The organism is Nitrospirales bacterium (assembly GCA_031315865.1).
Classification (GTDB): Bacteria; Nitrospirota; Nitrospiria; order Nitrospirales; family UBA8639; genus JAGQKC01.
The window spans coordinates 907,120-934,019 of the sequence record JALDRJ010000002.1 but is presented as its reverse complement, the minus strand read 5'-3'; the positions used below and the strand labels follow the sequence as shown (position 1 = coordinate 934,019).

The window sequence follows — 26,900 nt, the reverse complement described above, 5'->3', positions numbered from 1 at the left end:
TCAAAATCCTTTGGAGTTGCGTCTGATAAAGGAACGCCAAAATCTGCTAAGGTTTTAGAGACAGCTTAGGCATTCTGCCGGTCGGTTGCGATAAAAATATCGATATCTTTCGTGTAGCGCGGTTCCGTTATGAAAGGACACCGCATACCCGCCCACGATGAGATATTTAATCTTCTCGCGGGCAAAGAGCCGTAATAGTTCGATTGAGCCTGAGTTCATCCAAGGAGCGCTTTTTCAATTTATGATGAAAAACCGTCATGTCCCATACTGCAACCATTCTCGTAGAAGGAGGGAGACTTTGCCAAAACGTCAAATCAAATTCACGGTTAGATTCCCCAATCCTGCCTAGTTTCGTCATGGTTACTTGCCGAGGTTTCATGACATAGGGTCCTGATTAATGGAATGGAATCATTCTGATCGGTCTATGAGAAAAAGGGAAATTGCTTCTTCTATTCTATCAGATTTCTGGTGGGCCGAAACACCAGGACGCCTGTAATACAGATATTCAGATGGTTTCATCCTTACTCGTAGGGCCTGTGTCGAGTGGAGGTCTGTGAGTTAGAAGTACCGTGTCCAAGGGCATCTTGACGATTTAGTTTTTCCTGGTACGCTGGCAATCCTCTCAGTCCGGGCGAGTTGGTACGAAGTAGATTGAACAGTGAAATGAGGGAGTCATGGACCCAGTCACGCTTATCGTTGGCGCAATAATGGCGGCAGCCGCAGTCGTGGGAAGTGAACTCGTGAAAGACGGGTACGAAGCGCTCAAGTCCAAACTGTTCGAAAAAGATAGCCAAGAAAATGATCTTCAGAAAGCCCTGCTGGCCGTGGAGAAAAAGCCGGAATCAACGGCAAGGAAAGAATTACTCAAAGAAGAATTAGAAACACTTTCGATACATGAAGCCGATCCGGTTATTCCTCTCGCCAAAGAATTATTAGAGGTTTTAAAAAACGAAGGCCATCTTGCCCAGGAAAAATACCAGGCGATTTTGCAAGGCAGCGGCGTGATCGCGCAGGGCCCGGGGTCGGTAGCCGTAGGGAAAGGGGGAGCAGCGACTACAGGCGACAATAGTCCAGTAACGATTATTAAGAAACAGTATATTTCTCCTGCCTCAAAAGCTGAGAGCTCGACGATTTCCCACCTCAAACAGTATCTCCGCGAAGTCGCCAAAGAAACCAACGTCTTGCCGCTGAGTACTGTCAGCATGGCGTTTGCTGATTCCGGCAAGGGAGAAAGTTTTACCCTCGCCGATGTCTATACCGACTTGGACACGACGGCCCTCCGGCACGTTGAGCGGGAAGATGAACTGCGGCAATTTCTGGCGCACATGCATGAAAAAGAACGTATTCCAGCGCAGGAAACCGTCAATCAGCAAAAGCACGTGCTGATGATGGGTGACCCGGGGTCAGGCAAATCAACCTTTGCCAAACATACGGCCTATCTGTTGGCCCAAGCGAGTCTGGCCGAGGAGCCTGCGCTCTGGCTTAACAAGCTAAAACCCTGGGATCACGGGCCCCTGTTGCCGGTATGGGTTGAACTTCGAAACGTCGCGGCGTTTGGAGGGAAAGACAAGGAGACATCCGGGACAAGGTACTTTTTTCTTTCCTACCTTGAACACAGCCTGGCTCAATGGGGCATCCCCGAATTCTGGAATGAATTGAAAAAGAAAATCCGCGATGAGAAGTCCTCGATACTGTTCCTGCTAGACGGGTTGGATGAAGTCCCGACGGATCAACGGCAACTCATCGTGGATCTGGTGAATGACGTACGCGATCACTACAAGCAGCACCGGTATCTCGTCACTTGTCGCCCCTATGCCTACATTGGCCAGCCCTGGCGGCTCAAACAATTCCACGAAGTGACCTTGGCCCCATTCAGCGAGAAACAAATAGACCGGTTCGTGGAAAACTGGTATGACCGCCTGGCCGAGCGTCAACAGTTGCCGACTGAACTGGCCCGGCAACGGCGAAACAGATTGAAAGACGCAAGCCGGCGGCAGGACCTGCGTGGCCTGGCCGAACGTCCGTTGTTATTGACGGTCATGGCGCAGCTCCATGCGTATAAAGGAGAACTCCCGGATGATCGCACGGAACTCTATGCCGACGCCGTCGACTTGTTGCTCAAGCGCTGGGAGAATCGGATGGGACAGGAGCAGGGCATTCTGGAACATCTGAATGTGCCGGGCCTCAAAATGAGTGATGTGGAGGCAGGGCTCTATGAGGTCGCCTTTCGTGCCCATTCCAAGGGGGGTGGAGCGGACACGGCCGACATCGATGAAGGGGACCTGCTGAAGTGGTTGCGGAAATATTTGGGCAATGACTGGAACAAAGCCAGTGAGTTCGTCGACTACATTCGCGAAAGAGCGGGGCTCCTCATTCGTCATAAGACGGAAGCCTATACGTTTCCGCACCGGACGTTCCAGGAGTTTTTGTCGGCATGTCATCTGGTTGCAAGACCGGATTTCCCCAAGGAAGCGGCGGACCTGCTTCGGGAGGATGCGAGCCGCTGGAAAGAGGTCTTTATCTTAAGTTGTGGACATGCGGCAAGAAAGAAGCAATTAGGTCAGGCCATTGCCGCCGTCAATGCCCTCTGCCCCCAAGGCATGAGGCAGGGCTCTTCGGCAGATGCGGAGGCATGGCGAAGACCGGCGATCGCTGGCGACGCGTTGCTCGAAATCGGTTTAGTCGGCGTCACACGTGAAGCGGCTGGTCAAGCAGTCTTGGAACGGGTTCAGAAGTCCTTAGCGGCTGCAATCGGTCAGGATTCGATTCTTGCGGCCGTGGATCGCGCAGCGGCAGGACGAACGTTGGCGAAACTGGGCGATCCTCGCATCGAGGTGCTCGATCCCTTGCGTATGGCATGGTGTGAAGTGCCGGCCGGGGTGTTTCTGATGGGAGACGAAACGCAGGAGTGTACGATTCCCTATGACTATCGCATCTCCAAATATCCCATCACCAATGCGCAATTTCAAGCGTTTGTCGATGCGGGTGGCTATCGAATGGAAGCGTATTGGCCGGAGGCGATACAGGCAGGAATCTTAAATAGCGGTCGAATCCAGGGAAGATATGATGATCAGCCACGGATTGGGCTTGAAGTGTTTGGTGAGCCGTTTAATCTTCCGAACCATCCCGTGGTGGGGATCACATGGTATGAGGCCTTGGCGTTTACGAGATGGCTCAACGAAGAAATCAGAAAGCGAGGCGAGTTGCCTGATAGTTGTTCTGTTCAATTACCCAACGAACCGGAGTGGGAAAAAGCGGCGCGAGGCACGGATGGTCGGACATATCCTTGGGGCAATGGGCCTGATCCGAACAAAGCCAACTATAAGGACACGGGAATCAACAACACGAGTGCCGTCGGCTGTTTTCCCCATGGCGCAAGTCCCTATGGAATTGAAGACATGAGCGGCAATGTCTGGGAATGGACCAGAAGTGTGTGGAGAGAAGAGGGATATCCGATTGACCAGGAGGGATGGAAAAAGCAGGAAGACCTAGCGGCATCCCAAGAAAGTCCCCGTGTGGTCCGTGGCGGGTCGTTCGGTTTCACCGATTTCGACTTGCGGTGTGCGGTCCGCTCCAGCTTCCACCCGGTCATCAGGTACGGCGATCTTGGGTTTCGAGTGGTGGTGTCCCCATTTTCCGAACCCTGAACGCTGTCTGCTCTGAACTCTGGCGCTCTGGCTTCTGACAAGCTTGTGGTGCCGGGTGGACGTACCCGACGACAACTTGTGCTCTCACACAAGGTCTTTTAAGAAGGTTAACGCAGGCGCGACCCGGATACCTTCTTTGGTCTCATAATCTTTCTTGCCGGTCGCGTGAATCTGCCAGGCCTGGGCATCCGGAAATTTAGCTTTCAAGTACCGTAGCGGCTTTCCAACCTCGTCATCGGCCCACTTACATTCGATCAGCCACAATGGACGTCTGGCATCGGTCACGACAAAGTCGACTTCCCGTCCGTCAATATCACGAAAGTAGTGCAGATCCACATCCCGTCCTTGAGTGTCCTGCTCATAATGGAGCCATTTCAAAAGATGGGAGGCGACCATATTTTCAAAGCGTTGGGGCATGCTTGGGACGAGTGACCAATCCATATGATAATGTTTTTGCTCCTTCTTCACCGCGCGAATCTTTGGCGCGCCCAATGGTGGGAGGCGAAAGAGCGCATACATGCGTTCCAAGACGGCTACCCATGATGACAGCGTTTTGTGGCTGACTTGTAAATCCTCCCGAAGGGCATTGATGGAAAGCGGGCTTCCGACCAATTCGGGAAGACGCAACATCAACAATTCCAAATTCCCAAAATCTTGTATTCGTTCCAGAGACGCCACGTCTTCACGGATCAAGCGGGTCCGGTATTCTCTGGACCAACGTTTGGCTTCTACGCGGGATCCACCTAGAAATGGTTCAGGAAAGCCTCCGAACTCCAAGAGGCTCATGAGATCTTTCTGGCTCTTCAACCCAAGCTCTGCCGTGGAGAGAGGGTGGAGGCGAAGATAATGATATCGTCCTTGTAACGAATCGCCCCCAAAACGATAGAGGTCCAGCCTGGCACTTCCCGTGACGAGAATTTTTCGTTTCTTGGAGAAATGGTCATACAAACCTTTCAGATAATTTCGCCAGGAGCGATATTTATGCAGTTCATCAAAGACCAGGAGCTCTGAAGAAGGAAGCTCACCCTTCAGGATTTTCTCTCTGTGTTGGGCGAAATCCCAGTTCAAATACCCCTTTTGGTCTTGAATGATGTTTTGAGCCAGAGTCGTCTTTCCCACCTGGCGAGGTCCACCAATGAATACCATTTTCTTGGATAAATCCTGTTTGATTTGTGAATCCAAATAGCGTTTCATGCGATCAATATATGAGTATTTTTGATAGCTGTCAAATATGCTCGCGTGTGTTTTTTCCTTCTATGAAAAATCTCTGTCTATTCCCAGATGCCAAGCCAGATGCCAAGCCAGATGCCAAGATTGAACTACTCATCTGCTAACAGCGGGTATCACCTTCTGTCTGGTTCAACGTCGTACCGCACGGGGCGTGTCTTCTGTATCGATTGGAACGTATGTGGATTCGCTATAACACAGGAGCGACCCGGATACCTTCTTTGGTCTCATATTTTTCTTCTTTGGACAATCCCCTCATCGAGCCACTTCCTGGTATAACTAAGGGGCTGTTGAAAAAAGCCGCCAGCGGCGTTCTCGGCCTCTCGCCGCTTGAACCCCATGTGGTGAACGAGCAGGATTTCAGTGCGAGGATCATTATACAACAGTTGTAAGCATGGTCCCGATTCGCGAGAGTGCCGTGCTCACGTAGTGCCAGTACGCTCCGCGCGTCAACATGCCTGTGGCCTTGCTGCTTGGCTCGCATTGCTCATGATCATTGCCAATGGCCCCTTCCCTCGCATGATGAAGTGTTCAACATGACTGAAACACGGAAGATGAGCCAAGACTTTTTTGAACCGCCCCGAAGCTTCTGGATCACAACATTTTTCTGGCAGAATATGGCCCTAGATAACTTTATTATTCAATACTCCTACTAAGGCAGCATGTTTGCCGATATCGTTTTTCCGCAACGCCGCTTTCAGGTCTTTACCTACCGAATTCCTCAAGGATTAATCGATCGCATTCAAGTCGGGAGTCGGGTCCTGGTGCCTTTCGGCAAGTCTTCGGCCCGTGGTCTGGTGTGCGACGTGTTGGAAGACTTTCCTGTCTCTCCTTCGAACAAACGCGTTACGCCACAGACCCTTCGCGAGATCTCGGCTATCGTCGATTTTCCGAGTCAACCGGAGTTAGACCCTTCGTTGCTCAAACTCGCCAATCAAGTCGGCGAGTACTACCTGGCCCCTCCAGGAGCCGCGCTGCGCCTCGTTCTTCCTCCGGTTCCCGCAAACCGTATCGCAAAGCGCATGGTCCTGACGGACGCGGGGCGTCATGCCCTGAACCACGGTCAACTGTCCGCCGAGCAAACGAAAGTCCTCACGCGGTTGATGCGAAAGCCTAAAGGTCTAACCCTTCCAACGCTCCTCAAGACGGTTGATGGGAAGACGTCGGCGATGACCGGCCTGAAGCGTCGAAAGTTTGTGGAAGAGGTTGAATGGGTACGGGATACAGACGAGAGGACTCAACCGGCCCATTCGGGCTCGATTCTTGGTGAGCCAGAGGCGTTCTACGGAAGGGAAGACGCACGAGATATCCCGGAACGGGAACTTACGACTCTTCGTAAATCTGATTGGTATGAGTCTGATTGGTGGAAGCGTGTTGGTGACGCCTTGTCTTCTCAGGCATTTGAAGAATGTCTTATTCACATGCCCGCGACCACTTCAAGGCGCGTTCTGTTTGACGTCATCGACAGAACACGACAAGGCCAACGAACGGTATTGGTATTGTGCCCGGAAATTCAACAAGTGTTGCGAATGGTAGAGGCCCTGAAAGAGGCCGGGTATGAACGTGTCGCCATGTACCATGGGGATTTGTCGGTTTCGGTCCGGGTGAAGACCTGGCAGGCGATTCAATGTGGTCAATTCGAAGTGGTGGTCGGAACGCGGCTGGCTGTGTTTGTCCCACTCGCCTCGCTCGGCGTGATTTGGGTGGATCAGGAAGAGTCTCCTTCTTTTCAAGAGGAACGCAGTCCGCATTTTCACGCAAGAAATGTCGCGCGCATGAGAGCCCAGCAGGAGTCGGCCACCTTGATCGTGCAATCGGTTCACCCCTCACTGGAAACCGCCTGGCGGCTGGGTTACGAGCCAGGGCTGAACGCTCTTGAATCAGGACGCCTTGAGCTCGTGAATCTCCGGCTCGTTCCTTACGGCACCATGTTATCGGACCCCATGCGAACGGGGATACAGGAGACCTTGAATCAAAACGGACAAGTCATCCTTTTTCTCAATCGAAAGGGCTATGCGCGCTCGCTGCTCTGCCGGGATTGCGGGTACAGGCCTCAATGTACCACGTGCGGAGTGGCTCTTGTGCTGCACCAGCGTCCGGTTCGTTTACGTTGTGCCTATTGCGGGCAACAGCACGTATCTCCGGTGGTATGTCCGTCATGTCAATCAGTCAAGCTGGAGTCTCTCGGATATGGCACCGAACAACTGGAAGCGGTGGTTCAGAAGGAATACCCCGATGCCGTCGTGGCCCGGTATGATCGTGAGGTGGTGAAAACCACATCACAGGAACGGGAACTGGTCCAAAAGTTTCGGGGCAGAGAGATCGATATCCTGATCGGAACGGAATTTCTGTTTCATGCCATCGATCTTCCACGCGTGCAATTTGTAGGTATTCCCCACGCTGACGGGGGATTGCATTTTCCTGATTTTCGCGCAGCCGAGCGTACCTACCATCGTTTACAAGAGGCTGTGCAGTTCCTGGACGAAGGTCCTGCGTCTCGCGCTGTGGTCCAAACCTGGCTTCCCGCCCATCATGTGATGCAGGCCATCGCCCAGCAGGACCCTGCGATTTTTTATCGGGAAGAACTGCAGATTCGGGAGGCCCTGCATTATCCGCCTTATTCACGCCTTGTTCAGGTTGCCATAACAGGGAAGCGTCCGGAGGCTGTCCAGGCGATGGCGCAACATTGCCGGGAAAGGATTGTGCGAGGGATGGAGTCGAATGGACTGTCCGACGATATCCTGGGTCCGTTGATTTCAACGAACAAGAATGGCCCGGGCCTCACTCGGGCGGTGTTGATCGTGAAGGATTTCGGTCAGGCCCTTCTTCAGGAAAAACTCCGAGCGTTGCAAAAAGACCTTGCGCCCGCTCTCCGAGAGCAGGCATTGAGGATGGAGATGAAAGTCGACCCTTTCGACCTCAATTAGATGCCATGGCCGTTCCAGTGAACTTTCGAATGTGTGAAGTTGTGTCTTACGCTGTGTACGTTGTTTTGAATCGGGTGGAAGTTCTTTGGTTTCGCTCTAATCTCGTAAAGCGTACAGTTGGGCTAAGGCTTCATCATTTCCGTTTCGACCTCTTCCGTTTTTTGTTGGAGGGAGGCGGCGCGGTTGACTCTGGAAGCGGGGGCTCGCCACGGCTTCGTTTATAAATCCCATAGGCAAAGGTCATCCAGAACACTCCGGAGAACAAACCGAATAACACGGCCGTAAATATGCGTTGCAGATCTTCAAGTGGGGGCTCCGGGCCGAGTGTTTGAAGGTCGATCATCTGAAGAACGGGCCACGCCAGACTTTCCACTCCTAACAAGAGGGTGGTGGCTGTCCAGATGTGCGCGATGGCTTGAAACTTCCAGGCAAGCGTTCCTGCCAGTCCCAGGGCAATGACAAGACCGAGGGCGAGAGGCAATTCGCCGAGCAGCATCCAGAGCCCGACGGTGACAATCAGGCTCCCCACGACGGCGTTCGCATTGATCCAAAGTTTTTGATCCACCTTCTGCGCAACTCCCACGGTTCCTTAACCACTGAAAAAGATCCGCTACGATAGCACAGACAGGACTCTAGCGATAAACCTTTTTTCTGGGGATGGGACAGAAGTGCAGGCGCGAATGGCGAACGGGAGTCGAGAGCGGAAAATTAATTTTCCGAAAAGGATTGTTTGGCGAGCGACACTTCTCCCGGATGGAGCAGGAGCAATGAATCTGCCTCTAGCGGGTCTTTGTGAAAGAGCGCATAGATGAGGAATAATTGGGGAGTCGGATCGGGCTCAAACGATAACAAGACCGGGACTTCCACAAAAGCCGCCGGCGATTCCAGCCCGGCCAGCCGAAGACGAACGGCCAGCAACACATCTCGAACGCGATGATGAAGCTCTTCTTCGGAGAGATCAGCCGAGGGGCAAATCCCGCGGTTCCATAGTGGTTTGGTCATGCCCACGGCTAATTCGAGGCCGATGTTCTTGGCCTCTTCGGAGACATCCATCAAATACCCGGCTTCTATCGCTTCACGCCGGGAATGGATCTGTTGAACAGACTGCTCATCGACGAATTCAACCGCGGTTTCGTCGGATTCTTCCGCAATAACCGGTATGTCTTCCTGGTTTAAGGGCACAAGGTCCCTTGATTCTTCAGACGAACCGGAAGGCGGATCGGTTATGACAGGTGAAGCCGTTGATTTTTCCAGCGTGGCCAGAATCCCATCGTACACAGTCTTCGCGGCTTGTGACCACTTCGGATCGAATGGCAGACCGCGAAACGCAGCCTCCGAGGCCTTTTTTTCATCATGGGTGAGAGGTCGTGGGTTTGTCATACTTTACAGTTAATCACGCTTGGTCCAGTTGTCAAGGTACGAGAACGCTAAAATGTCTCCGTCCTCTTGACATCAAGGCCATGTTCTTATAGGCGCGTCAGTGTCAAGGACAATCTGAGACGGGGCTTGCGCCATCTGATTGACGAGATTCGTGACGCTGGCATCCATCAATTCCATTAACGGCCCGGGGTACAATCCAATCCCCAGGACGAGGATCGCCAGGGGAATGACCGTCGCCAATTCCCGATTCGACAAGTCAGGAAGCACCTCCGCCACCTTGGTATTGGGTTCACCCAGTGCCACCTTTTGCAGCATCCACAACATGTATGCTGCGGCTAACACAATCCCGCCCATGGATAGCAGGACCATGGTAAAGCTGGTATAGGACGTTCCGACCAAAACCAGGAATTCTCCGATGAAGTTGCAGGTTCCCGGCAGTCCAAACGCCGCCACGGAGAACAGGAAAAAGAACGCCACAAACTTGGGCATCGGTTTGTGCAGCCCCCCGTAATCGCCGATCGCGCGGCTATGGGTCCGGTCATAGAGTTGTCCGACGGAAATAAACAATGCCGCGGTCGTAATGCCATGATTGAACATTTGTAGAATAGCGCCTTGAATGCCCTGGTTGTTGAAGACAAAAATGCCAAGTGTAACAAACCCCATGTGAGAGACGGAAGAATAGGCTACCAGTTTCTTGAGATCGGACTGGGCCAGCGCCATATATCCGCCATAGACGATAGCCAATACCGAGAGCCAGAGAATATACGGTGCGAATTGCACGGAAGCCTCCGGAAACATCGGCAAACAAAAACGCAAGAATCCATAGCCTCCCATCTTCAGCAGGACTCCCGCCAAGATCACGCTGCCAGCCGTTGGCGCTTCGGAATGTGCGTCCGGTAACCAGGTATGAAAGGGCACCATCGGCATTTTAATGGCAAATGCTAAAAACAATGCCAGGAACAACCAAAATTGCGTCGAAACGGCGTAGGTTTGTTCCGTCAAGACTAGCAGATCATAGGTATGGCCTCCGTTCAAATAGAGGCCAAGGATGCCCACCAGCAGCAACAAACTGCCGGTGAGGCTGTATAGTACGAATTTTATCCCCGCCGTGATGCGATTGGGCCCGCCCCAAAGGATGATCATGAAATACATGGGGATCATCGTGAGCTCCCAGAGCATGAAAAACAGGAACAGATCCAGGGCCGTAAACACCACGATCATCGCGCCTTCAACCAGCAGGATCAGCGACAGGTACGCCCGAACTCTGGTCGTAATGCTGGTCCACGAGCAGAGCACGCAAAGGGGACAGAGGAGGGCTGTCAGCAGGACCAACAAAATGCTGATCCCATCGACCCCGACGGCATACTGGATGTTGAACGTCGGCATCCACTCCACGCGTTCGACGAATTGCATGCCCTGTTGCGTGACGTCGAAACGGTCCCAGAGGACCAGCGACAGGAAAAACTCCACCATCGTCGAACCAAAGGCCACTCGGCGAATCCATTCTTCGTCACGGACGAAGGCCAGGACGCCGATCCCTAAAAACGGAACGGCAATCATGAAGCTAATGAAATGATCCATCAAGAGAGTCATGAGACGGATTCCTTGTTTGAAAGATAGCGTACCGTGTCTCTGTTAAACAGCTCTTTCAACGAAGCTGCCAGCTTTTTTCAGCATCTCCCTCAAACTAAGATATAGAGAAGCCCGGTCGCCAATACGAGCCACAGGATCATGACGAGCAATTGGTGCTGGAGGGTTCGAGGCTCCGCCTCTTGCAACAAGTGCCCTGCCGCATCGGCTTGTTTGCCGACCTGCCCGACTTTTTGTTCTAACCAACGGATATCGACGACTTGCCAGAGCCAACGGCCTATTCCCACGCTCTGCTGTCCGATGCCCATGACGACCCGATCTATGCCTTTAATGTCGACGACTCTCCAGAGCCATCGAGCCGAAAAAACGGTAGAGGACGCGATGCCATGGATGAATCGATCAACCACGGCCATATCGATGTTTTGCCAGAGCCAATGCGCGAATCGGATGGTGGGATTAACGAGATATCTGTCATAGATTTCGTCAACGTAGAATTTATTCCAGAATAAGAGATACAGCCGAGTCTTCAGGCCTGCCGGAGCCATGATGGGTCGTGAAGGTCGACTCTGCATCATGTACGCATAGCTCCATCCCGCCACGGCAATTCCTAGCGCGATAAGCAGCCAAATGTAAACACCGCTAACGGGATTTCCCTCATTGAGGGAAAGTTCAGGGATGGGCAGTGCCGGCGAAAGAAAGTATGCGAACCAACTCCAAAACCACGTCATGACACCACCCATGACAAGTATGGTCACGAGGAGTCCCGTCAATACGGAACCATTGACAAATTTTGGTGTAATGGATGAGATGGCTGAGGCATGGATGCCGATCGTCGGCCAATAGGTCTTGGGCCCGTGCGTAAATAACGAAAACACACCGCGAAAAATTGACACCGAGGCCACGAACACCGTAATGAGGCCAATGAGCTTGAACCCGACCGAGGCAGCGGCAAAGCCGGTGATTTCCCACAAATATCCATAGGACCCGGAGAACAACACAAATGGTGGAATCAATGACAGTAAGAGCGCGCCACCGTGCAGAACTCCGAACCCGCGTTGCGGCACTGGATGCGTATTCGAACCGTGCATATGGCTTGGGTCCACGGACCGGAGCGCATTGCCGGTGGAAAGAAAGAAAAATGCTTTATAGCACCCATGGGAGAGCAAGTGAAAAATCGCCACAGCAAACGCGCCCAAGCCACAGGTCATAATCATGAACCCGATTTGACTGATCGTCGAGTAGGCCAAAATTTTCTTGATGTCCGATTGGGTTAAGGACACAATGCCCGCAAACACGGCTGTCGCGGCGCCAATGACCGCCATGAACGTCATGGCAAATGGTGAGAGCATGATCAGCGGACTCAATCGTACCAACAGGAAGGGGCCGGCGTTCACCATGGTGGCCGCGTGAATGAGGGCCGAGACAGGCGTGGGCGCTTCCATGGCGAATGGCAACCAGACATGGAACGGAATCTGAGCGGATTTCCCCATGGCCCCCAAAAACAACAAGAAGGGAATCAAATGGAGAGGGTTGACGTAAAGATCGAGTCCCACCCATCCCAGGATATTGATCGTCTGGTCTTCCATGGTTCCAGCTTGAGAGAGAATGGTCTGGATATCCAACGTATGAAAGGTCAAAAACGTGAGGATAATGCCGAAGCTCAAGCCCACATCCGCTACCGCATTGACTAAAAAGGCCTTGGTTGCCGCGCGACAGGCCGATGGTCTTTGGGAGGCATGAGAGATCAACAGATAGGAACAGAGGCCCATGACTTCCCAGCTGACGAGCAACATCAAGAGGTTACCGCTCATCACCAGCACGATCATCGAAGACGTAAACAACGCGATGACTGAAAAAAACCGATTGTATCGGGGATCGCCGATCATGTAGCGGGACGAGTACACGTGCACGATCGTGCTGACTCCCGTGACCAACAGCAACAACAGGACAGTGAGTTGATCGACATAGAAGTTGAGGTCGATCGTCAAGGACCCCGACTGAAAGAGACGATAGAGAGAAATCATAAAAGCGCCGTTCCTCATCACCTCGATGAACGCGAGGACCGATAACCCAAAGGAGAGACCGATGGCGGGAATGCCGACTCGATGACTCCGTTCACCCCATCGTCGTCCTCCGAGCGCAAGGATGAGAGAGGCGAGAAGCGGGAGCAGGGGGATGAGCGCGAAGAGAATCATGAGTTTCCTTACAACCCCGGAGGAAGAGCCTGGCTCAATAACAATTGGACGATCGGATCGCTAAAAAGGCCAAGGATGATCACTGCCGCGGACGTCGCGCCCACACTCAATCGACAAGCAAAGGGCATGTCGTCCTCGGGGATGTCCGGTGAGGCCGTTGTCGCGCGAAAAATGCCTTCAAAGAGTTTCACGAAATACGCTAAGGTCAGAAGCGTGGAGAGCAGGACCGCGATCACAGCGACATAGTTATCCGCTTCGAGGGCGCCAAGAATAATGTACCATTTTCCAAAAAATCCTCCGGTTGGAGGGAGTCCGATCATGCCCAACGCCACCACGATCAACGCACCGGTGAACAGGGGCGCACGTTTTCCCAGTTTCCCCATTTCATCCACCGTCCGGATACCGTATTGGGAAATAGCTATGCCTGCCAGAAAGAACAACGCGGCTTGCATGACGGCGTCATTGAGTAAATAAAAGACGCCGCCGACAAATCCTGTTTGATTGCCCTGGCTGATGCCGATCAGGATGATGCCGATATGAGAAATGCCGCCATACGCAAACATCATCTTGATGTCGCGCTGGGCGAGAGCCAGGACGGCTCCGATGATCGTCGCCAGCGTGCCAAGCACGCCGACGAGCAGGAGCACTGGAATATCATGGACAATGGCTTTAGCGCCGAGCACCCAATAGATGATGCGAACCCATCCTAGAAGAGCCACTTTCGTGACGAGTGCGGCCAAGATGGGGGAAATGGATTCCGGGGCATAGGTATAGGCGTCAGGCAGCCAGGCATGGAACGGGACCATGGCCATCTTGATGCCCAAGCCAATGAACATGAAAAGCAGACCGCCTATCACGGCTTTGGAGGTTAATAATTGAGGAAGTTTTTCGGCCATGTCAGCCATATTGAGGGTCCCACTGGCAGCGTAGAAATAGCTGACACCCAGTAAATAGAGAGACGCGCCGAGCGTCCCCAGGACGAGGTACCGGAATGCAGCGAAGAGCGCGCGTCCCCCCGCCACGCCGATGAGCGCATAGCTGGAGATGGCCGCCACTTCTAAAAACACGAACAGATTGAATAAATCACCCGCAAAGACGATTCCTGTGAGCGACGAAATCAGGAGCAGGATCAGGATATAAAAGTGGACAATCCGGGGCCCCAGGTCTTTGGGCGAAGTGGGACCGATGAACACGATCGCCAAAAACCCCAGGACGCTCAAGAGCACCATGATGATACTCGCCAAGGCATCAGCGACCCACTCGATGCCCAATGGCGCGGCCCATCCGCTAAAGGCGTACCGGACTTCTCCATGTTTGACGATGCTGATGACGTTTACGAGTGAAACTGCCACCATGGCGGCAAGCACGGCCAGAGAAAGAGGCCGGCTCCACTGACGATGCTTCAGGCAGACGACCGGCATGGAAATCGCCGCCAATAAGGGAAGAAGAAAGAGAAGGGCTGGCAGGTGATAACTCATTCTAGCTTTTTCAGGATTTCTTCTTCATCAAGACTGCCGTACCGGCGATAGATCGCGGCGCACAGGGCCAGTGCGACTCCCAGCGTGGCCACGCCCACCACAATCGCCGTCAGGGTCAGCACGTGCGGCAAGGGATTGGCGTAGTTTATGGCTTGCACGGGTTCGGTCGTCGAGAGAAGGATGGGAGCCGTTGAGTTCTTCTTCGCGCTAATGGACACCAGAAAAAAGATCACGCTGGTTTGGAGCAGATACATGCCGACCAGTTTTTTGACGAGATTGTACCTCGTCACCATGATGTAGAACCCCCACAAGAAAATGATGACAAAGGTCAAAAAATTCGGGCGCTGAAAGACCGCTGAAAAAAGATCAGTCATTCAATGAATCCTCGATAATCTCTTCAGCAGAAAGGCTGAAGACGATGGAGACAGCGGTGACCGCCACATCCACGGCCACGCCGATTTGAGTCAACACAATTCCTAATGATCGTCTTGAGGCTGTTTCAAGACCGGGAATTTCAAGATTCGCATAGTTGAGAAATTCCCCGCCGCCTATCATGCACAGGCCGCCGACCCCCGCGTAGATCAACATGCCCACTCCGTCTCCATGCAATACGTGTCTCGCAATCTGACTCCGGGATGCATCATGACCGAAGATCAACACGGATAAGATCATACCGGTCCCGAGGATTACGCCTCCGACAAACCCGCCACCGGGGCCATATTGCCCGAAGAACAAGACGTACAGCCCAAAGATTTGAATGACCGGAATCACAAACCGTCCAAGAGTCTGAACGATGATGCTGTCATGAGGTTTAATCATGAGCTTTGCCTCCGGAGCAGGAGCGCGCACGCAATTCCAGCCGTGAAAATCACCACGGTTTCGACCATGGTATCGAGTGAGCGGTAGTCCATCAGGACGGCCGTCACGACATTTGGGGTGTGCGTATCCTGATAACTCTGTTCGAGGTAAGTTGGCGAAATATGGACACTTGGCGGTGAATGGGGGTCACCGAATTGAGGGAGGTCCTTTGCCGCATACAGTAAAAGCACGCCCAACAGGGGGAGCGCCACCAGGGCTGCCATCGGGGGCGGTGGCCGGCGAAGTCGACTGTCTTTCGGCGCGGTCCCGAACAGGGTGAGCAAGAACAGCACCGTGGCCAATCCCGCTCCTACGACCGCTTCCACGAACGCCACATCTACCGCTCCCAGCCATCCCCACACCAACGATAGGAAAAAACTGTAGGAGCCGAGAAGCAAGATCGCGCTCATCAGATCTTTGACTAATATCGCACCGGCGGCCGTGACGAGGAGCAAAATGAGCAGGGGGATTTCGTACGAAAACGTCATGGAGTTCCTTGTTTCCAGGGTTTCAATCCCGCGCGAAGAGCCGCACGCACCGTGGCATGCGCGATGACTGGATTTTGAATATAGAGCAAGGCCAAGACGGCGATGATTTTGAGCATGTTTGTACTGAGCCCTTCATGGAGCGCGATACCCACCAACATCAGAAAGGCGCCCAAGCTGTCCGTCAGGGACACGGCATGAGAACGGCTGAACACATCCGGTAACCTGATCACGCCGATCGCGGCGACGATCAAGAAAAACAGGCCGGCCAGGATAAAGATGATGGACAACACGTCCATGCTAGGGAAGTCCTTTCTGTTCCAAGTACTTGGCGACGGCCAGAGCTCCGACCAAGTTGAGCAACGCATATCCCGTTGAAATGTCCACGAACATATCGACACGTTCGAAGTACGCTCCGATAAGCACGAGTAGAATAATCGCTTTCGTGGAGATCCCGTTGAGACCTAATACACGATCGAAAATCGTGGGGCCTTGAAGCACACGATACAGGTAGGCTCCGATGAGAACAGCCAAAATCCCCAACACACCGAGAAGGAAAATTTTCATAAATCCGGTTCTTCGTCCTTAAAGATTTCAGCAATTTTGGCTTCGATTCTCTTTTTGGTCACATCCTCTCCTGACGCATGATCCAACGCGTGAACGATGAGTGTGTTTCTATCGACTTCTGCGGTAATCGTTCCAGGGGTCAACGTGATTGAATTGCCAAGAAGCACCATCGCGGCGTGATGTCCAAGTTTCGTCTCAACGTGGATTAACTGAGGTTTAATGGGAAGCGATGGGTGAAGAATCAGCTTTGAGACATGAAGACTGCTTTGGACAATCTTCCAAAAGAGCCACGGCAGGTACATGACAACGTTGCCCCACAATCGAAATTTGGGGACAAAGGGGGAATGGCCGGAATTGATCCAGGCCACCGAAAAGGACAGAGCCAGTCCCAGCGTGAGATGGATCCAGTCGAAGCGGGCTGACAACATGATCCACAAGACAAATAAGGCGGTAGTTTTGAGGGCTAAAAATTTCGAAGAAATCGGTCGTGATCTGGTTGTCATAATCTGTATCAGTCGAGACTTCGGCTGTTCACGCGTCGTCTCTCTTCCTCAAAAAAAAACCAACCGGAGGCTTCGAAACGATTATTCGAGTAGCTTCTGGTTGGCTTGTCCTGTTCCTGTGTCATCCTGTCAGGAGGCAGTTGCCTTTCCGGCCAAGGCATAGTCAATCGGTCTGATGTGATCCGGCATGAGCCATCAAGTCGATTGATATTTAAATCTTTATACCAGCGTCATGCCGTGGATACAACATGCAGGAAGGTGGGGAAATTTAAGCAGCAGAACAGGAAAGTAAGAATTTTCTTGCTCATCAACTTCATTCTCCGAATGTGAAGCCACAGACCTCATCGTCCTATTGGCTCTACCCTTCAAGCCCTATCTCTAGGGCTAAAAAAATCTTGCCAAACTGTTGCCGAATGGTTGATAACATTATTTCTATTGTAGAAAAGGACTTATTCGTCGATTCATGTCCAGTGAAAATAACCCAAGCAATGAGTCATACATGCTGGCCACGTGCGCCCGATCGATGAACTATCTACCATGAGTATCGCACTTCTCATTCCACTCCTTCCCCTGTTGGCGGCTATCGTGATTGGCGCTTTGGGGAAACGGCTGGGGACACATGCTTCCAGGGTCGGGATCGCCGCCACGGTCAGCGCCTGCTTCTTGTCCATATTCACGCTGTTCTCGGTCAGCGCAGGAGACCCCATTCACATCACGCTCTGGCCTTTCGAGGATAACGGCTCAAACTTTTTGAAGTTCGGCATTTGGGTCGACCGGCTCACAGCCGTCATGATGGTCTTGATCACGAGTGTCAGCACCGTCATCCATGTGTACTCCGTGCGGTATCTTTACGGCGACCCGGGGTATGCCAGGTTTTTTGCCCTACTTGGCCTCATGACGTTTGTCATTCTCTCACTTGTTTCCAGTCCAAATCTTTTGATGTTATTCGTGTTTTGGCAGCTATTGAGCTGGACCCTCTATCTGATCCTCGCATTTAATTATACGCATGCTCCTGCCTACCAGAATGCGTTTAAGACCTTGATGGTTCATCGCGTTGGAGACGTCGCCTTTCTGTGCGGGATTATTGTGGCGTACAAATATTTCGGCACGCTCGAGTTTGGCGAACTCTTCGAACGCGCGTCCCAACAAGCCCATATCATTTCGCTCTTGCCGGGAAATCTCTTCGACGTCAACGTGGTCACGGTCATGACGTTACTGATCTTTGTCGGAGCCGTAGCCAAATCTTCCCAATTTCCTCTGCATGTGTGGCTGCCGGATACCATGGATTCTCCAACTCCGGTTTCCGCCCTCATGCATGCGGGGATCATTAATGCCGGAGGCTTCCTCCTCAATCGTCTGGCTCCGCTGTACGCTCTTTCACCCAACACGCTGCATATCGTGTTTGTCGTCGGGATGATGACTGTGCTGTTTGGCGCGTCCATGATGCTCGTGCAAAGTGACATCAAGAAAACGCTTGGTTACTCGACCATGGGGCAAATGGGCTATATGATCATGGAATGCGGTCTTGGTGCGTTTGCCCTGGCTATCTTTCATCTTATTGCCCATGGGTTATTTAAAGCTTCTCTTTTCCTCAGCGCAGGAAACGTGATTCATAACGCTCGCCATGAGCCCAAGTTTCCTGCTTCTTCCAGTCATGAACCCACGAGGCTACCAGCCCAAACAACTTGGGTGACGGGATTAGTGGTGACGTTGATCATGCCGCTTATCATCTTGATGGTTGCGCACGATTTACTAGAGGTTCCCCTTGAGGATGCCCATGGGGCTGTGATTTTTCTGTTTTTTAGCTGGGTCACCGCCTCGCAAGCAATTTTCAGTTTATACCGGCTCCATGCGGTGGATTCATGGAAAGTCGCGAGCGCGATGATTGTGGCGTTGTTTCTGATTGGATTCACGTACTTGTGGGCTGGCGAAGCGTTCACCCATTTTCTGTACCCTGAGCCCGGAGTGGCGGATGGCTTTTTTGTCGCGGCCGCTTTGAATCCCACCGTGTTTGATGTGCTCATATTGGCGTCGACGGTCTTGATTCTCTTGGGGTGGATCTATGGGTACACCGATGCCAAAGGACAAAAGATTCTGAATGTGGAGTGGAGTCAAACCATTCAACAAAAAATGTACCTGTTTCTTATCAACCGGCTGTATGTGGATCTTCTCTACATGCGGTGGGGAAACGCGCTGTTTCAATGGGCGCAACGAATCGGGGCAAGGTTTTAGGCGCGGGATCGACATGGGGTTGAAATCGTCATGAATATCGATGCGACAGCCACACTCGCTTGTGCGATGATTCTCTCCGCAGGGTGCGCGGTGGTTGGGCAGCTCCATTCAAATCGATCGTCAGCGACCTATGCGGAAATTTTTATCATATCTGGACTTGGCCTGGGAGGACTGCTGACTCCTTCGCCCCTGAATCGATATTGTCTCATCGGGGTTCTCGGCTATGCGGCCTATGCCATCCTTCAATCCCGTTGTGCCGCCACGCGCAAAACGATGAGTTTTGGGCAAATCGCGTTTGCCATATTTCTTGCGCTCGTTTCTTCCTTTTCTGGCGATTCGTTGACCATGTTCGCCGGACTTGTGCTTGCCGTGACGTTCGTCCCACTCCCTCCGTTTCATCTGCCTTTTGCATCCCTCGTGGCTTCGGCTCAGGGGACGCTCTCCGGTCTTTGGACGACCGTCTTCCTTTCCCTCGGCCTGGCCGAACTTTCTGAGGTTTCTACGTTCCAATTTAAAGGGCTGCCAGCCGCCGTTTCCGTGTTGGCATTGGGCGGCGCCCTGTATGGTTCACTCAAGTCTCTCGGGGAGGCCCACATTCGGCCGTTACTCACGTATGCGACTATCGCGCATGTGTCCATGTTGTGGGGGCTGACTACGGTTTTTCCATCGTTTTCGGAGTGGGAAATCGCGTTTGGTGTCACCATTGCTCTGGTCATGAGCGGTCTATTTTTCATGTACGACTGCGTTCAGGAGCGGTTGGGATTTCATAGGATCGGAATACTCCCCGGTTTAGCTGCTCCCATGCCGCGACTCGGGATTATGTTGGTAATTCTGCTCAGCATAGCGATGCTCCTACCGGTTATCCCGTTTTTTACGGGTCTGGTCACTCTCTCGGCGGCAGACCCGCAGGATGTTTCCTTGATCGTCATTTCCTTCATCATCCTGATCGTGTGGATGTTGGGGAGCTGGTATTTTTCACGTATCCTTCACCAAACCGCCTTTGGAAAGGCCAGGCCGAATATCCCGTACGTGGATTTAAAGCCTGCGGAAATCTGTTCTCTGGCGTTACTCATCGCCGGGGCGAGTTATAGCGGGCTGTTTTATTAGAGAGTATCGATGATGGTTGTCGTCAAAGAAAATTCTCCATCTATAGACGCTCAGCGAATGGAAATTCGTTCGCTCGTGAAATTGGCGAGTGAACCGATTTCTCATTTTTGGCCGATGCAAACCTTTATCCATCATAACCCGCTTCATGGGCTGGAGCATTTGCCCTTTAGCAAGGCCGTCGAGCAAGGCAGGAAGTTTCTTGGTGGTGAAGGGTATCTCTCCAATGCACAATACCGGAATTACTACCGGCAAGGCCGTATTTCTCTCGATGCCATTCATGAGGCCTTGAAGGACCGGACGCACGATCAACTGATTGCCGTCGGCGATCGGAAGGTTTCCCATATCGAGGCCTTGCGCACGATTCTCATCAATGGAACCGGTTACATCGCGCCAGACGTGGCTTCAGCGAATGTCCGAGCATCGCTGATCGATGATGACGTCCGGGAGCTGATCGATATCCTTCTAACCCACGCCGAGGCCAAACCTCATGACTTTTCTTTGCATGATCACGCCGCGATCGAGCAAAAGGACCTGGCGTCAACGTACACCCTTTCCGCCTGGTGCGATCAAACGTTTGGAACCACTCTTCAAGACCACATCAACCAGGAGCTCATCAGATGGTGCGGAGGGTTTCTGGATGAAGGACATGCGCCCTGGCCCATGCCGCTGCGGGACAAAACCTTTTATGGTGGATGGAAAATATTGGCCCAGGATGATCGGTCTTGGCCATTGTTGGGCGTTTCAGGATGGTCCTCAAAGGTTCAAAACCTGCCAAACCGCTCAGAAGATGCCATCGTGGAAAGCCTGGAGGCCATGGCCATTCCCCACGATCTGTGGATTGATTATTTCACGATCCATTTAGCTCAGCTATCAGGGTGGGCCGGGTTCATCAAATGGAGATCGGAACAATCGGATTATGAATGGCAGAATGCTTATCGCATAGATCTCGTCAAATACCTTGCGGTTCGTTTGTTCTATGAAAGAGAACTGGTTGCCCTGGCTTGTCAAACCCATTTTGGCATCGACGGGGATTTCACCTCCATCTCATCCTTCATGAATGCCCACCCCGGGGGATACGGACTGTATAAAGAATGGAAACTGGCGGGGTTCCCTCGGCAGATCACTGAGGATCTTGATCCTTCCTTATTCTTGAGCCAGCCTTTGCCTATGGATGCACTGGACGATCATGCGGTACGGATCGACGAAACCTGGCGATCGATTCGTCGAGAGCAGGATATTCACCAAAAGACATTAATCCTCTTACACCTCGCCAAGGCATTTGACTGTCCAGTCAAAGAGATCGTCAACGGTCCCCGAGAAAATATAGACGTATTGCTGGAATGGGTGTCTCAATTTCCTGAGTCATTACATGGTCCGATTTGGCTCAAGGCCTTTGAACTCAGCTATATCAAAAGTTTTGTCAAGCAGTTGTCTCCGAACCTTCTAAAGCTCGTGAAGAATGATGAAGCTGAGGCCCAGCCGGCTGAATCACGTCCGTTGGCTCAAGGCATTTTCTGTATTGACGTGCGCTCGGAGGGGTTTCGTCGGCATTTCGAAGACGTGGGAGGGAATGAAACCTTCGGGTTTGCCGGATTTTTTGGCGTGCCTCTTTGTTATCAAGGATTTGGCAGCGAGCAAGAGACCGACCAATGTCCCGTGCTTCTTAAACCCAAACATGTGGTCAAGGAAATTCCCCGGGCCTACCAAGGCAAGGCGGCAGAGCGGTTGCTGGAACGGCAACAGTTAGCGAAAACCGGGCACACCCTGCTTCATGACTTAAAAGAGAACATCATCTCTCCCTATGTCATGGTCGAGGCCATAGGCTGGTTTTTTGGCTTCAGGCTCTTTGGCCAAACCCTGAGCCCTCTGTGGTTCCATCGGATCACGTCCTGGGTAAAAGATCGGTTTGCCGTTCCCATCGGGACGACATTGACCGTTGAAAAGCTCACGAACGAGGAAGCAAAGGAGATGGTGGCTTCAGAGCATCGGGCAACCATCTACCGCATGCTCATCGAACAATTCGGACGGAAAGGCAACGAGGTGTCGCATGATCAAGTCGAACGTCTCCGCAAGCAGGCATTGAATCAACTGACGTTCGACCCGACTGAAGACGAAGAGTTACACACTCGGCTCCACTGGACGGAGGCCGACCATAAGCAGTTTATTCGAGACCTAAGGCGTGAACATGATGTGCATGAGCGTGCCGTGACTCATCGTTTGCATCGCATCACGCAGACCGGCTTCACCACGACCGAGCAAGCTCATTTTGTGGAAACAGCGCTTCGGACGCTCGGATTCACGAAAACGTTTTCCAGGCTGGTCTTGATCTGTGCTCATGGCAGCATGTCTGACAATAATCCTTATGAATCAGCCTTGGATTGCGGGGCTTGCGGTGGTAATCATGGGGTTTCAAATGCCCGGGCCTTTGCCGCGATGGCCAACAAAGCGCAAGTCCGGCAATTATTGGCGCAAAAGGGGGTCTATATTCCGCTTGATACCCATTTCCTCCCTGGTCAACACGACACTACGACAGATGCAGTGGAACTCTTTGATTTGGAGGATGTTCCGGCGACTCACCGGAAGGACTTGATCAGGCTGCAACATGACCTGGAAGAAGCAAACCGGCGAAATAGCATGGAGCGGTTAGCCCGTTTTCCCGACGAGATGAGGTGTCAAACCCTCAGCGAGGCGGCTGAACGGACGAAACGGCGCAGTATCGATTGGTCGCAAGTTCGACCGGAATGGGGGCTTTCTCGACATTCGGCGTTTATCGTAGGGAGGCGTCTCTTCACGCAAGGCCTCAATCTTGAGGGACGAACGTTTTTGCATTCGTACGACTACCTGCAGGATCCAACGGGAAAATACCTGGAAATTATCATGACCGCTCCGATGATCGTGGGAAATTGGATTAACATGGAACATTATTTTTCCACCGTTGATCCATCGGTGTATGGCGCCGGAAGTAAGGTGTATCATAATGTGGTCAGTCGCGTGGGGGTGATGTACGGGTCCCAAAGCGATCTGTGTGTCGGCTTGCCGGTGCAGACGGTTCTCGATGGCGGGACGCCTTATCACGAACCCATGCGGTTATTTGTTATCATTGAGGCGCCTCTGGAGCGAATCGCCATGATCATTTCCCGGCACGACATTCTTAAACGGCTCATCGGCAATCAATGGATTAATCTTGTGGCGTTAGATCCGGTCAGCATGGAATTCTTTCTGCGTCACTCATCGGAAGAGTGGCAGGTCATTCAGTAATGTATGAGGTTGAGGAGGCCTAGCACATCATGAGTACCATCAAACTTCACCCAATGAAAGAGATCAAAGTCATCATTGACGGGGAGTACCTGAATTTTGTCACGGAAGTACTCGATCGGATTAAAGCCAGTGGCTATACGATCGTGAGTAATCTCTCGGGGAAAGGCCATAGCGGATTCCATGAAGGACACTTGATGTTTAATGACACGAGTAGTTTGCAAATGGTGCTGACGGTGGTCCCGGAAGAAAAGGTTGAACCCATTCTGTCTGGGCTCAAGCCATTCTTAGAACGTCACTCTGGCAGCGTGTTTGTACTCGATGCCTGCGTACTGCGAAAAGATCACTTTGAATCATCAGAATCGTAAGGTGCGGCGAAACGAGAAGATAGACGGAGAGTCAGATGGACATGGTCTCCCAGCTCGCATCGAGCTGGTACCGGGAAAATTCGAATGTATCGGGGTTGAGCGAGACGAGATTCAACCATTGATTATGAAATAACCGTTGAAGAATACCATGCTTTTGAATAATGGCCGAAATCACGTCGGGCGTATGTTCAATGATGGCGAGGAGCCGCATGGGCTCGTGGTAGTGCCTCTCTCCATTATTGACGGTTTGCAGGGGAAATCCCATCTGTAAATCGCTCTGGCTTCCCAACATCATGCCGACCCCACCCACGACATTGTGCAACACCTTACTTCCGCTGCCAAAGACCCACGGATCGACCGCAGAGAAATAATAGCCTGTATTAATCCACTCACCGACGATTAAGGGCGCCGTCATGATTTTCTCAAGGATGGTTCCATCCGGATCGGCGTTCGGATCGTAGGAATGCAGGAACACACGGCCGCCTAAATCCAGGCCGTTCGTGAGTGTCCGTCTTCCGATGAGAAATGCCCCGTTGCCAGCCAGTCCCCACTCCGGCCGAGTGTTCGCCCAATCACAACTGCGCTCGACGACATGAGCAAAGGCTTGTCGTGGAGAGATCTCTCTTGGCGCGCTCGGAAGGCGATGGCATCGCTCAAGAGCCTGATTCGCGCCAGCTTCTTGGAGGTCGTGATGTAACGACCGCACATCTTCCTCGTGCGTATCTGGCAATTCCTCCAAGTCGTAAAATTCAACCCGGTCCGTCGTGGTGTTATGCTTCCCCGGCAGGAACCAGGTGTCATCGGGAATCGGCAATCCGTGCTCTTTGAGTCTGCGGCGCACGTGAGGGTCGTTCGCCATCTTGGCAAAGACCCGGGCATTCGCATCTCCCGGCGCGCCGCCACAGGCCCCGCAATCCAACGCTCCATAATAAGGATTGTTATCGGTCTCACTGCCATGACCACAGAGACACACGAGCCGCGCATAATTTCGCGTGAGTCCCATGGCGCGCAATCCGTTTTCGATCATCGTCGCCCGTTCCTCCAGAGAAAATCCTTGTGAAAGCCCTTCAGGAATTCCTTCCTTGTTGACCTCTCCGATTCTGGGGTTGCGAGGGTCTGCCGGTGTCGAAACTGATATTTCGGTGTGAACACGGTGCGCGAACCAGGCTCCTATCGTTGACGTACAGGTATGAAACGTTCTTTGCAGAAAGGTTTTGCCTGCCAGGCCGAGACTAAAAAAGACGCCCAGCACATCAATCGTCATCATCGACCCGATGGGATGATGTTTCAAATCGTGGAACAGATGATGCCCCAACTGATGCCAGCGCGTGCCAGAAGAGTATTGCTCGAGTGACGAGGTTTCTCCAGCCCGAGGTATTTCCGTCACGGCGTGATTGGGGGTGAGGAGCACTGGACATAAAAACGCCCGTTCTGCACTATCAAACGTTTGATGGCTTAGAGGAATGCCAAAGAACCCCGCAAACCCCAAGGTCTCATAGGGACCTTGCGCTTCGATGTGACGGCGAAATGATTCTGAACGGACATCGATGCAGAAAACCAATTGAGCCTGTGGGCGGCTATTGAGGACTGGAACGGTTCCCCTGTGGGATGCAATCTTGTTTAGAATGTCTGCTCGAAAAGAATCTTCATATGCTTCAAGCCATACCGGACTATGTTGATCGAACGGAAAATCATCCAACCAGTGAAGGAGTGTTCGAGCTTCTGAATCGGAAAGCTCGTGCATGTCCACATGCGAGACTTCTAGGAACTGTAAGAGATTAAACAGCCTCCAGGCATCGCGGCAGATGGTCTGCTCGGTCGGATCGACAGTATGAGAGCCGTCTCCTGCTCTGTGTCGATATTCATCGGGGTGCTCTTTCCAATACGTGACGAGGGAATCGACCGTTCCCTCGATGTCCCATTCCTGTTTACAGGTCATTTGAGCTAATTCGGTTTCGTAGAATAGCCGAACGGCCAGATATTGCGTGGTATCGATAGGGTGTTGTCGTTGCGCATGGTACGCGGGATGTTCGCCAAGCCACCGTATATATCTCGTCCAGCCTGGCAATTGAGATAACATCCTTGACAGGTATTCTTTGCGCCGTTCGGTCGAGATTCCCAGCCGAGATACACTTGCGATGATTGCGTCTTCTGGCTCCTCTGGCAGCGCTTGGATCTTTGGCGTGTAGTCCTGAATCCCAAGGAATTTTCCAGAATGATCCTGCTGAGCCAGATGTCGCCACGCGTGGTAGAACCCTTTCTCCCGCTGCGGCATTTCCCAGCCCGCGAGCCCTTCATCAAGGAATGCGGTGACCCATTTAATGAGTTGTTGATTGATCTGTTCGACGAGACCGGCTCCAGCCAAGTCGTCTATCCAATCGCTCAGGGTTCGATGAATCGGCAGGTTTATGGACAAGGAGGCTGGCCGGGTTTCTGAATCCTTTTCCTTTCCGTGGTTCGTCTGGTGATCATGAGATGTAGACTCTGACAACTGCAACGCTGTCAACGTGCTTTTCCAGAGGTTTGTGAGATAAGCCTCCTCGGGGTGGTCTCGGCACAACTCGCAATCTTTGACCGTGTGTTCGATGATGCGCGCTAGAGATTTCTGGGGGAGATATGGATGGAATCGCTTCCCTGCGCCTTCTTTATTGAATGTCCACTCCAATAAGGATGGCTGTAGAGGGCCAAATCCGAAGAGAAAGTGCAAATGCCACACTTCTTGAGCGGTAATTCGCCGGGTTCCTACCTGAACGGCATCCCGGTCTGTTGAGATTCTCCCGGCTCTTCTCAATGATTCTGTGACACTGTCATGCGTGATTCGTCCTTCACGGAAAAATTGGCGATACACTTCATTGGGTAAGTATCCGTTGCCACTTAAAAGGTGTTTGCCTTGTCGAACGGCTTGATCGAAGGGAAGGTACTCCAGTCCGTGGATGGGGTTTTGCGCAACCATCGTTCGCATCGGCCAGAAGGGAGCGATGGGCTCGCTGGCTTCGCGAATCGCCTCGCGAAGCTGATCACGTTCTACGGATGAGAGTGCAGTTGATTGGAAGATTGCGGAATCAGATCGGATGGACATCT

19 protein-coding genes are annotated in these 26,900 nt (G+C 52.4%); 6 read left to right on the top strand and 13 right to left on the bottom strand.

The window, feature by feature from the left end:
• The first annotated feature begins 674 nt into the window (after positions 1–674).
• Positions 675–3,647 (top strand): SUMF1/EgtB/PvdO family nonheme iron enzyme, encoded by a 2,973-nt coding sequence (locus MRJ96_04330; protein ID MDR4500668.1) that lies wholly within the window; start codon positions 675–677, stop codon positions 3,645–3,647.
• An 84-nt stretch (positions 3,648–3,731) separates the two neighbouring features.
• On the opposite strand, the gene MRJ96_04325 is transcribed toward MRJ96_04330, so the two are convergent.
• Positions 3,732–4,841 carry an ATP-binding protein gene (locus MRJ96_04325; protein MDR4500667.1) on the bottom strand — a complete coding sequence of 370 codons (1,110 nt, stop codon included), beginning with the start codon at positions 4,839–4,841 and terminating at the stop codon, positions 3,732–3,734.
• Positions 4,842–5,536: 695 nt separating this feature from the next.
• Here MRJ96_04325 and priA point away from each other — a divergent pair.
• Entirely contained in the window at positions 5,537–7,801 is a 2,265-nt protein-coding gene (gene priA, locus MRJ96_04320) for a primosomal protein N' (GenBank protein MDR4500666.1), read from the top strand.
• A gap of 133 nt (positions 7,802–7,934) precedes the next feature.
• Here the strand turns inward: priA and MRJ96_04315 are convergent, their stop codons facing one another.
• The 11 genes from MRJ96_04315 to MRJ96_04265 form a co-directional block, all read right to left on the bottom strand.
• Positions 7,935–8,384, bottom strand: a complete 450-nt coding sequence (locus MRJ96_04315; GenBank protein MDR4500665.1) for a hypothetical protein — start codon at positions 8,382–8,384, stop codon at positions 7,935–7,937.
• A gap of 125 nt (positions 8,385–8,509) precedes the next feature.
• On the bottom strand, positions 8,510–9,181 hold the full coding sequence (locus MRJ96_04310; GenBank protein ID MDR4500664.1) for a hypothetical protein: 672 nt from the start codon (positions 9,179–9,181) through the stop codon (positions 8,510–8,512).
• A gap of 72 nt (positions 9,182–9,253) precedes the next feature.
• Positions 9,254–10,774: an NADH-quinone oxidoreductase subunit M gene (locus tag MRJ96_04305; protein MDR4500663.1), complete on the bottom strand. Its 1,521-nt coding sequence runs from the start codon at positions 10,772–10,774 to the stop codon at positions 9,254–9,256.
• A gap of 89 nt (positions 10,775–10,863) precedes the next feature.
• Positions 10,864–12,966, bottom strand: a complete 2,103-nt coding sequence (locus MRJ96_04300; protein ID MDR4500662.1) for an NADH-quinone oxidoreductase subunit L — start codon at positions 12,964–12,966, stop codon at positions 10,864–10,866.
• An 8-nt stretch (positions 12,967–12,974) separates the two neighbouring features.
• A complete protein-coding gene (locus tag MRJ96_04295; protein ID MDR4500661.1) occupies positions 12,975–14,444 on the bottom strand; it encodes a hypothetical protein in 1,470 nt (489 codons plus the stop codon).
• Entirely contained in the window at positions 14,441–14,818 is a 378-nt protein-coding gene (locus tag MRJ96_04290) for a cation:proton antiporter subunit C (GenBank protein MDR4500660.1), read from the bottom strand. Before MRJ96_04290 ends, MRJ96_04295 begins: the two co-directional genes overlap by 4 nt.
• Positions 14,811–15,263 carry a hypothetical protein gene (locus MRJ96_04285; protein ID MDR4500659.1) on the bottom strand — a complete coding sequence of 151 codons (453 nt, stop codon included), beginning with the start codon at positions 15,261–15,263 and terminating at the stop codon, positions 14,811–14,813. The genes MRJ96_04290 and MRJ96_04285 overlap by 8 nt, the downstream gene beginning before the upstream one ends.
• Positions 15,260–15,790, bottom strand: coding sequence for a DUF4040 domain-containing protein (locus MRJ96_04280; protein MDR4500658.1), 531 nt, complete (start codon positions 15,788–15,790; stop codon positions 15,260–15,262). Before MRJ96_04280 ends, MRJ96_04285 begins: the two co-directional genes overlap by 4 nt.
• On the bottom strand, positions 15,787–16,086 hold the full coding sequence (mnhG, locus tag MRJ96_04275) for a monovalent cation/H(+) antiporter subunit G (protein MDR4500657.1): 300 nt from the start codon (positions 16,084–16,086) through the stop codon (positions 15,787–15,789). The genes MRJ96_04280 and mnhG overlap by 4 nt, the downstream gene beginning before the upstream one ends.
• A 1-nt stretch (position 16,087) precedes the next feature.
• A complete protein-coding gene (locus MRJ96_04270) occupies positions 16,088–16,354 on the bottom strand; it encodes a monovalent cation/H+ antiporter complex subunit F (protein MDR4500656.1) in 267 nt (88 codons plus the stop codon).
• Positions 16,351–16,857, bottom strand: a complete 507-nt coding sequence (locus tag MRJ96_04265) for a Na+/H+ antiporter subunit E (GenBank protein ID MDR4500655.1) — start codon at positions 16,855–16,857, stop codon at positions 16,351–16,353. The genes MRJ96_04270 and MRJ96_04265 overlap by 4 nt, the downstream gene beginning before the upstream one ends.
• A gap of 537 nt (positions 16,858–17,394) precedes the next feature.
• Here MRJ96_04265 and MRJ96_04260 point away from each other — a divergent pair.
• The 4 genes from MRJ96_04260 to MRJ96_04245 are packed head-to-tail and all read left to right on the top strand — an operon-like array spanning position 17,395 to position 23,819.
• Positions 17,395–19,089: an NADH-quinone oxidoreductase subunit L gene (locus MRJ96_04260; protein ID MDR4500654.1), complete on the top strand. Its 1,695-nt coding sequence runs from the start codon at positions 17,395–17,397 to the stop codon at positions 19,087–19,089.
• 30 nt (positions 19,090–19,119) lie between these two features.
• Positions 19,120–20,196: a hypothetical protein gene (locus MRJ96_04255; protein ID MDR4500653.1), complete on the top strand. Its 1,077-nt coding sequence runs from the start codon at positions 19,120–19,122 to the stop codon at positions 20,194–20,196.
• Positions 20,197–20,205: 9 nt separating this feature from the next.
• Positions 20,206–23,454 carry a DUF2309 domain-containing protein gene (locus tag MRJ96_04250; protein MDR4500652.1) on the top strand — a complete coding sequence of 1,083 codons (3,249 nt, stop codon included), beginning with the start codon at positions 20,206–20,208 and terminating at the stop codon, positions 23,452–23,454.
• A 29-nt stretch (positions 23,455–23,483) separates the two neighbouring features.
• Positions 23,484–23,819, top strand: a complete 336-nt coding sequence (locus tag MRJ96_04245) for a P-II family nitrogen regulator (protein ID MDR4500651.1) — start codon at positions 23,484–23,486, stop codon at positions 23,817–23,819.
• A gap of 31 nt (positions 23,820–23,850) precedes the next feature.
• Here the strand turns inward: MRJ96_04245 and MRJ96_04240 are convergent, their stop codons facing one another.
• Positions 23,851–26,898 carry a DUF2309 domain-containing protein gene (locus MRJ96_04240; GenBank protein ID MDR4500650.1) on the bottom strand — a complete coding sequence of 1,016 codons (3,048 nt, stop codon included), beginning with the start codon at positions 26,896–26,898 and terminating at the stop codon, positions 23,851–23,853.
• Positions 26,899–26,900 lie beyond the last annotated feature (2 nt).

Excerpts from the sequence above, each read along its gene's own strand:
- MRJ96_04285 (MDR4500659.1), bottom strand. The coding sequence starts at position 15,263 with ATGATTAAACCTCATGACAGCATCATCGTTCAGACTCTTGGACGGTTT.
- priA (MDR4500666.1), top strand. The coding sequence starts at position 5,537 with ATGTTTGCCGATATCGTTTTTCCGCAACGCCGCTTTCAGGTCTTTACC.
- MRJ96_04280 (MDR4500658.1), bottom strand. The coding sequence starts at position 15,790 with ATGACGTTTTCGTACGAAATCCCCCTGCTCATTTTGCTCCTCGTCACG.
- MRJ96_04240 (MDR4500650.1), bottom strand. The coding sequence starts at position 26,898 with ATGTCCATCCGATCTGATTCCGCAATCTTCCAATCAACTGCACTCTCA.
- MRJ96_04250 (MDR4500652.1), top strand. The coding sequence starts at position 20,206 with ATGATGGTTGTCGTCAAAGAAAATTCTCCATCTATAGACGCTCAGCGA.
- MRJ96_04295 (MDR4500661.1), bottom strand. The coding sequence starts at position 14,444 with ATGAGTTATCACCTGCCAGCCCTTCTCTTTCTTCTTCCCTTATTGGCG.
- MRJ96_04260 (MDR4500654.1), top strand. The coding sequence starts at position 17,395 with ATGAGTATCGCACTTCTCATTCCACTCCTTCCCCTGTTGGCGGCTATC.
- MRJ96_04330 (MDR4500668.1), top strand. The coding sequence starts at position 675 with ATGGACCCAGTCACGCTTATCGTTGGCGCAATAATGGCGGCAGCCGCA.
- MRJ96_04290 (MDR4500660.1), bottom strand. The coding sequence starts at position 14,818 with ATGACTGATCTTTTTTCAGCGGTCTTTCAGCGCCCGAATTTTTTGACC.
- MRJ96_04310 (MDR4500664.1), bottom strand. The coding sequence starts at position 9,181 with ATGACAAACCCACGACCTCTCACCCATGATGAAAAAAAGGCCTCGGAG.
- MRJ96_04265 (MDR4500655.1), bottom strand. The coding sequence starts at position 16,857 with ATGACAACCAGATCACGACCGATTTCTTCGAAATTTTTAGCCCTCAAA.
- MRJ96_04255 (MDR4500653.1), top strand. The coding sequence starts at position 19,120 with ATGAATATCGATGCGACAGCCACACTCGCTTGTGCGATGATTCTCTCC.
- mnhG (MDR4500657.1), bottom strand. The coding sequence starts at position 16,086 with ATGGACGTGTTGTCCATCATCTTTATCCTGGCCGGCCTGTTTTTCTTG.
- MRJ96_04270 (MDR4500656.1), bottom strand. The coding sequence starts at position 16,354 with ATGAAAATTTTCCTTCTCGGTGTGTTGGGGATTTTGGCTGTTCTCATC.
- MRJ96_04300 (MDR4500662.1), bottom strand. The coding sequence starts at position 12,966 with ATGATTCTCTTCGCGCTCATCCCCCTGCTCCCGCTTCTCGCCTCTCTC.
- MRJ96_04305 (MDR4500663.1), bottom strand. The coding sequence starts at position 10,774 with ATGACTCTCTTGATGGATCATTTCATTAGCTTCATGATTGCCGTTCCG.
- MRJ96_04245 (MDR4500651.1), top strand. The coding sequence starts at position 23,484 with ATGAGTACCATCAAACTTCACCCAATGAAAGAGATCAAAGTCATCATT.
- MRJ96_04325 (MDR4500667.1), bottom strand. The coding sequence starts at position 4,841 with ATGAAACGCTATTTGGATTCACAAATCAAACAGGATTTATCCAAGAAA.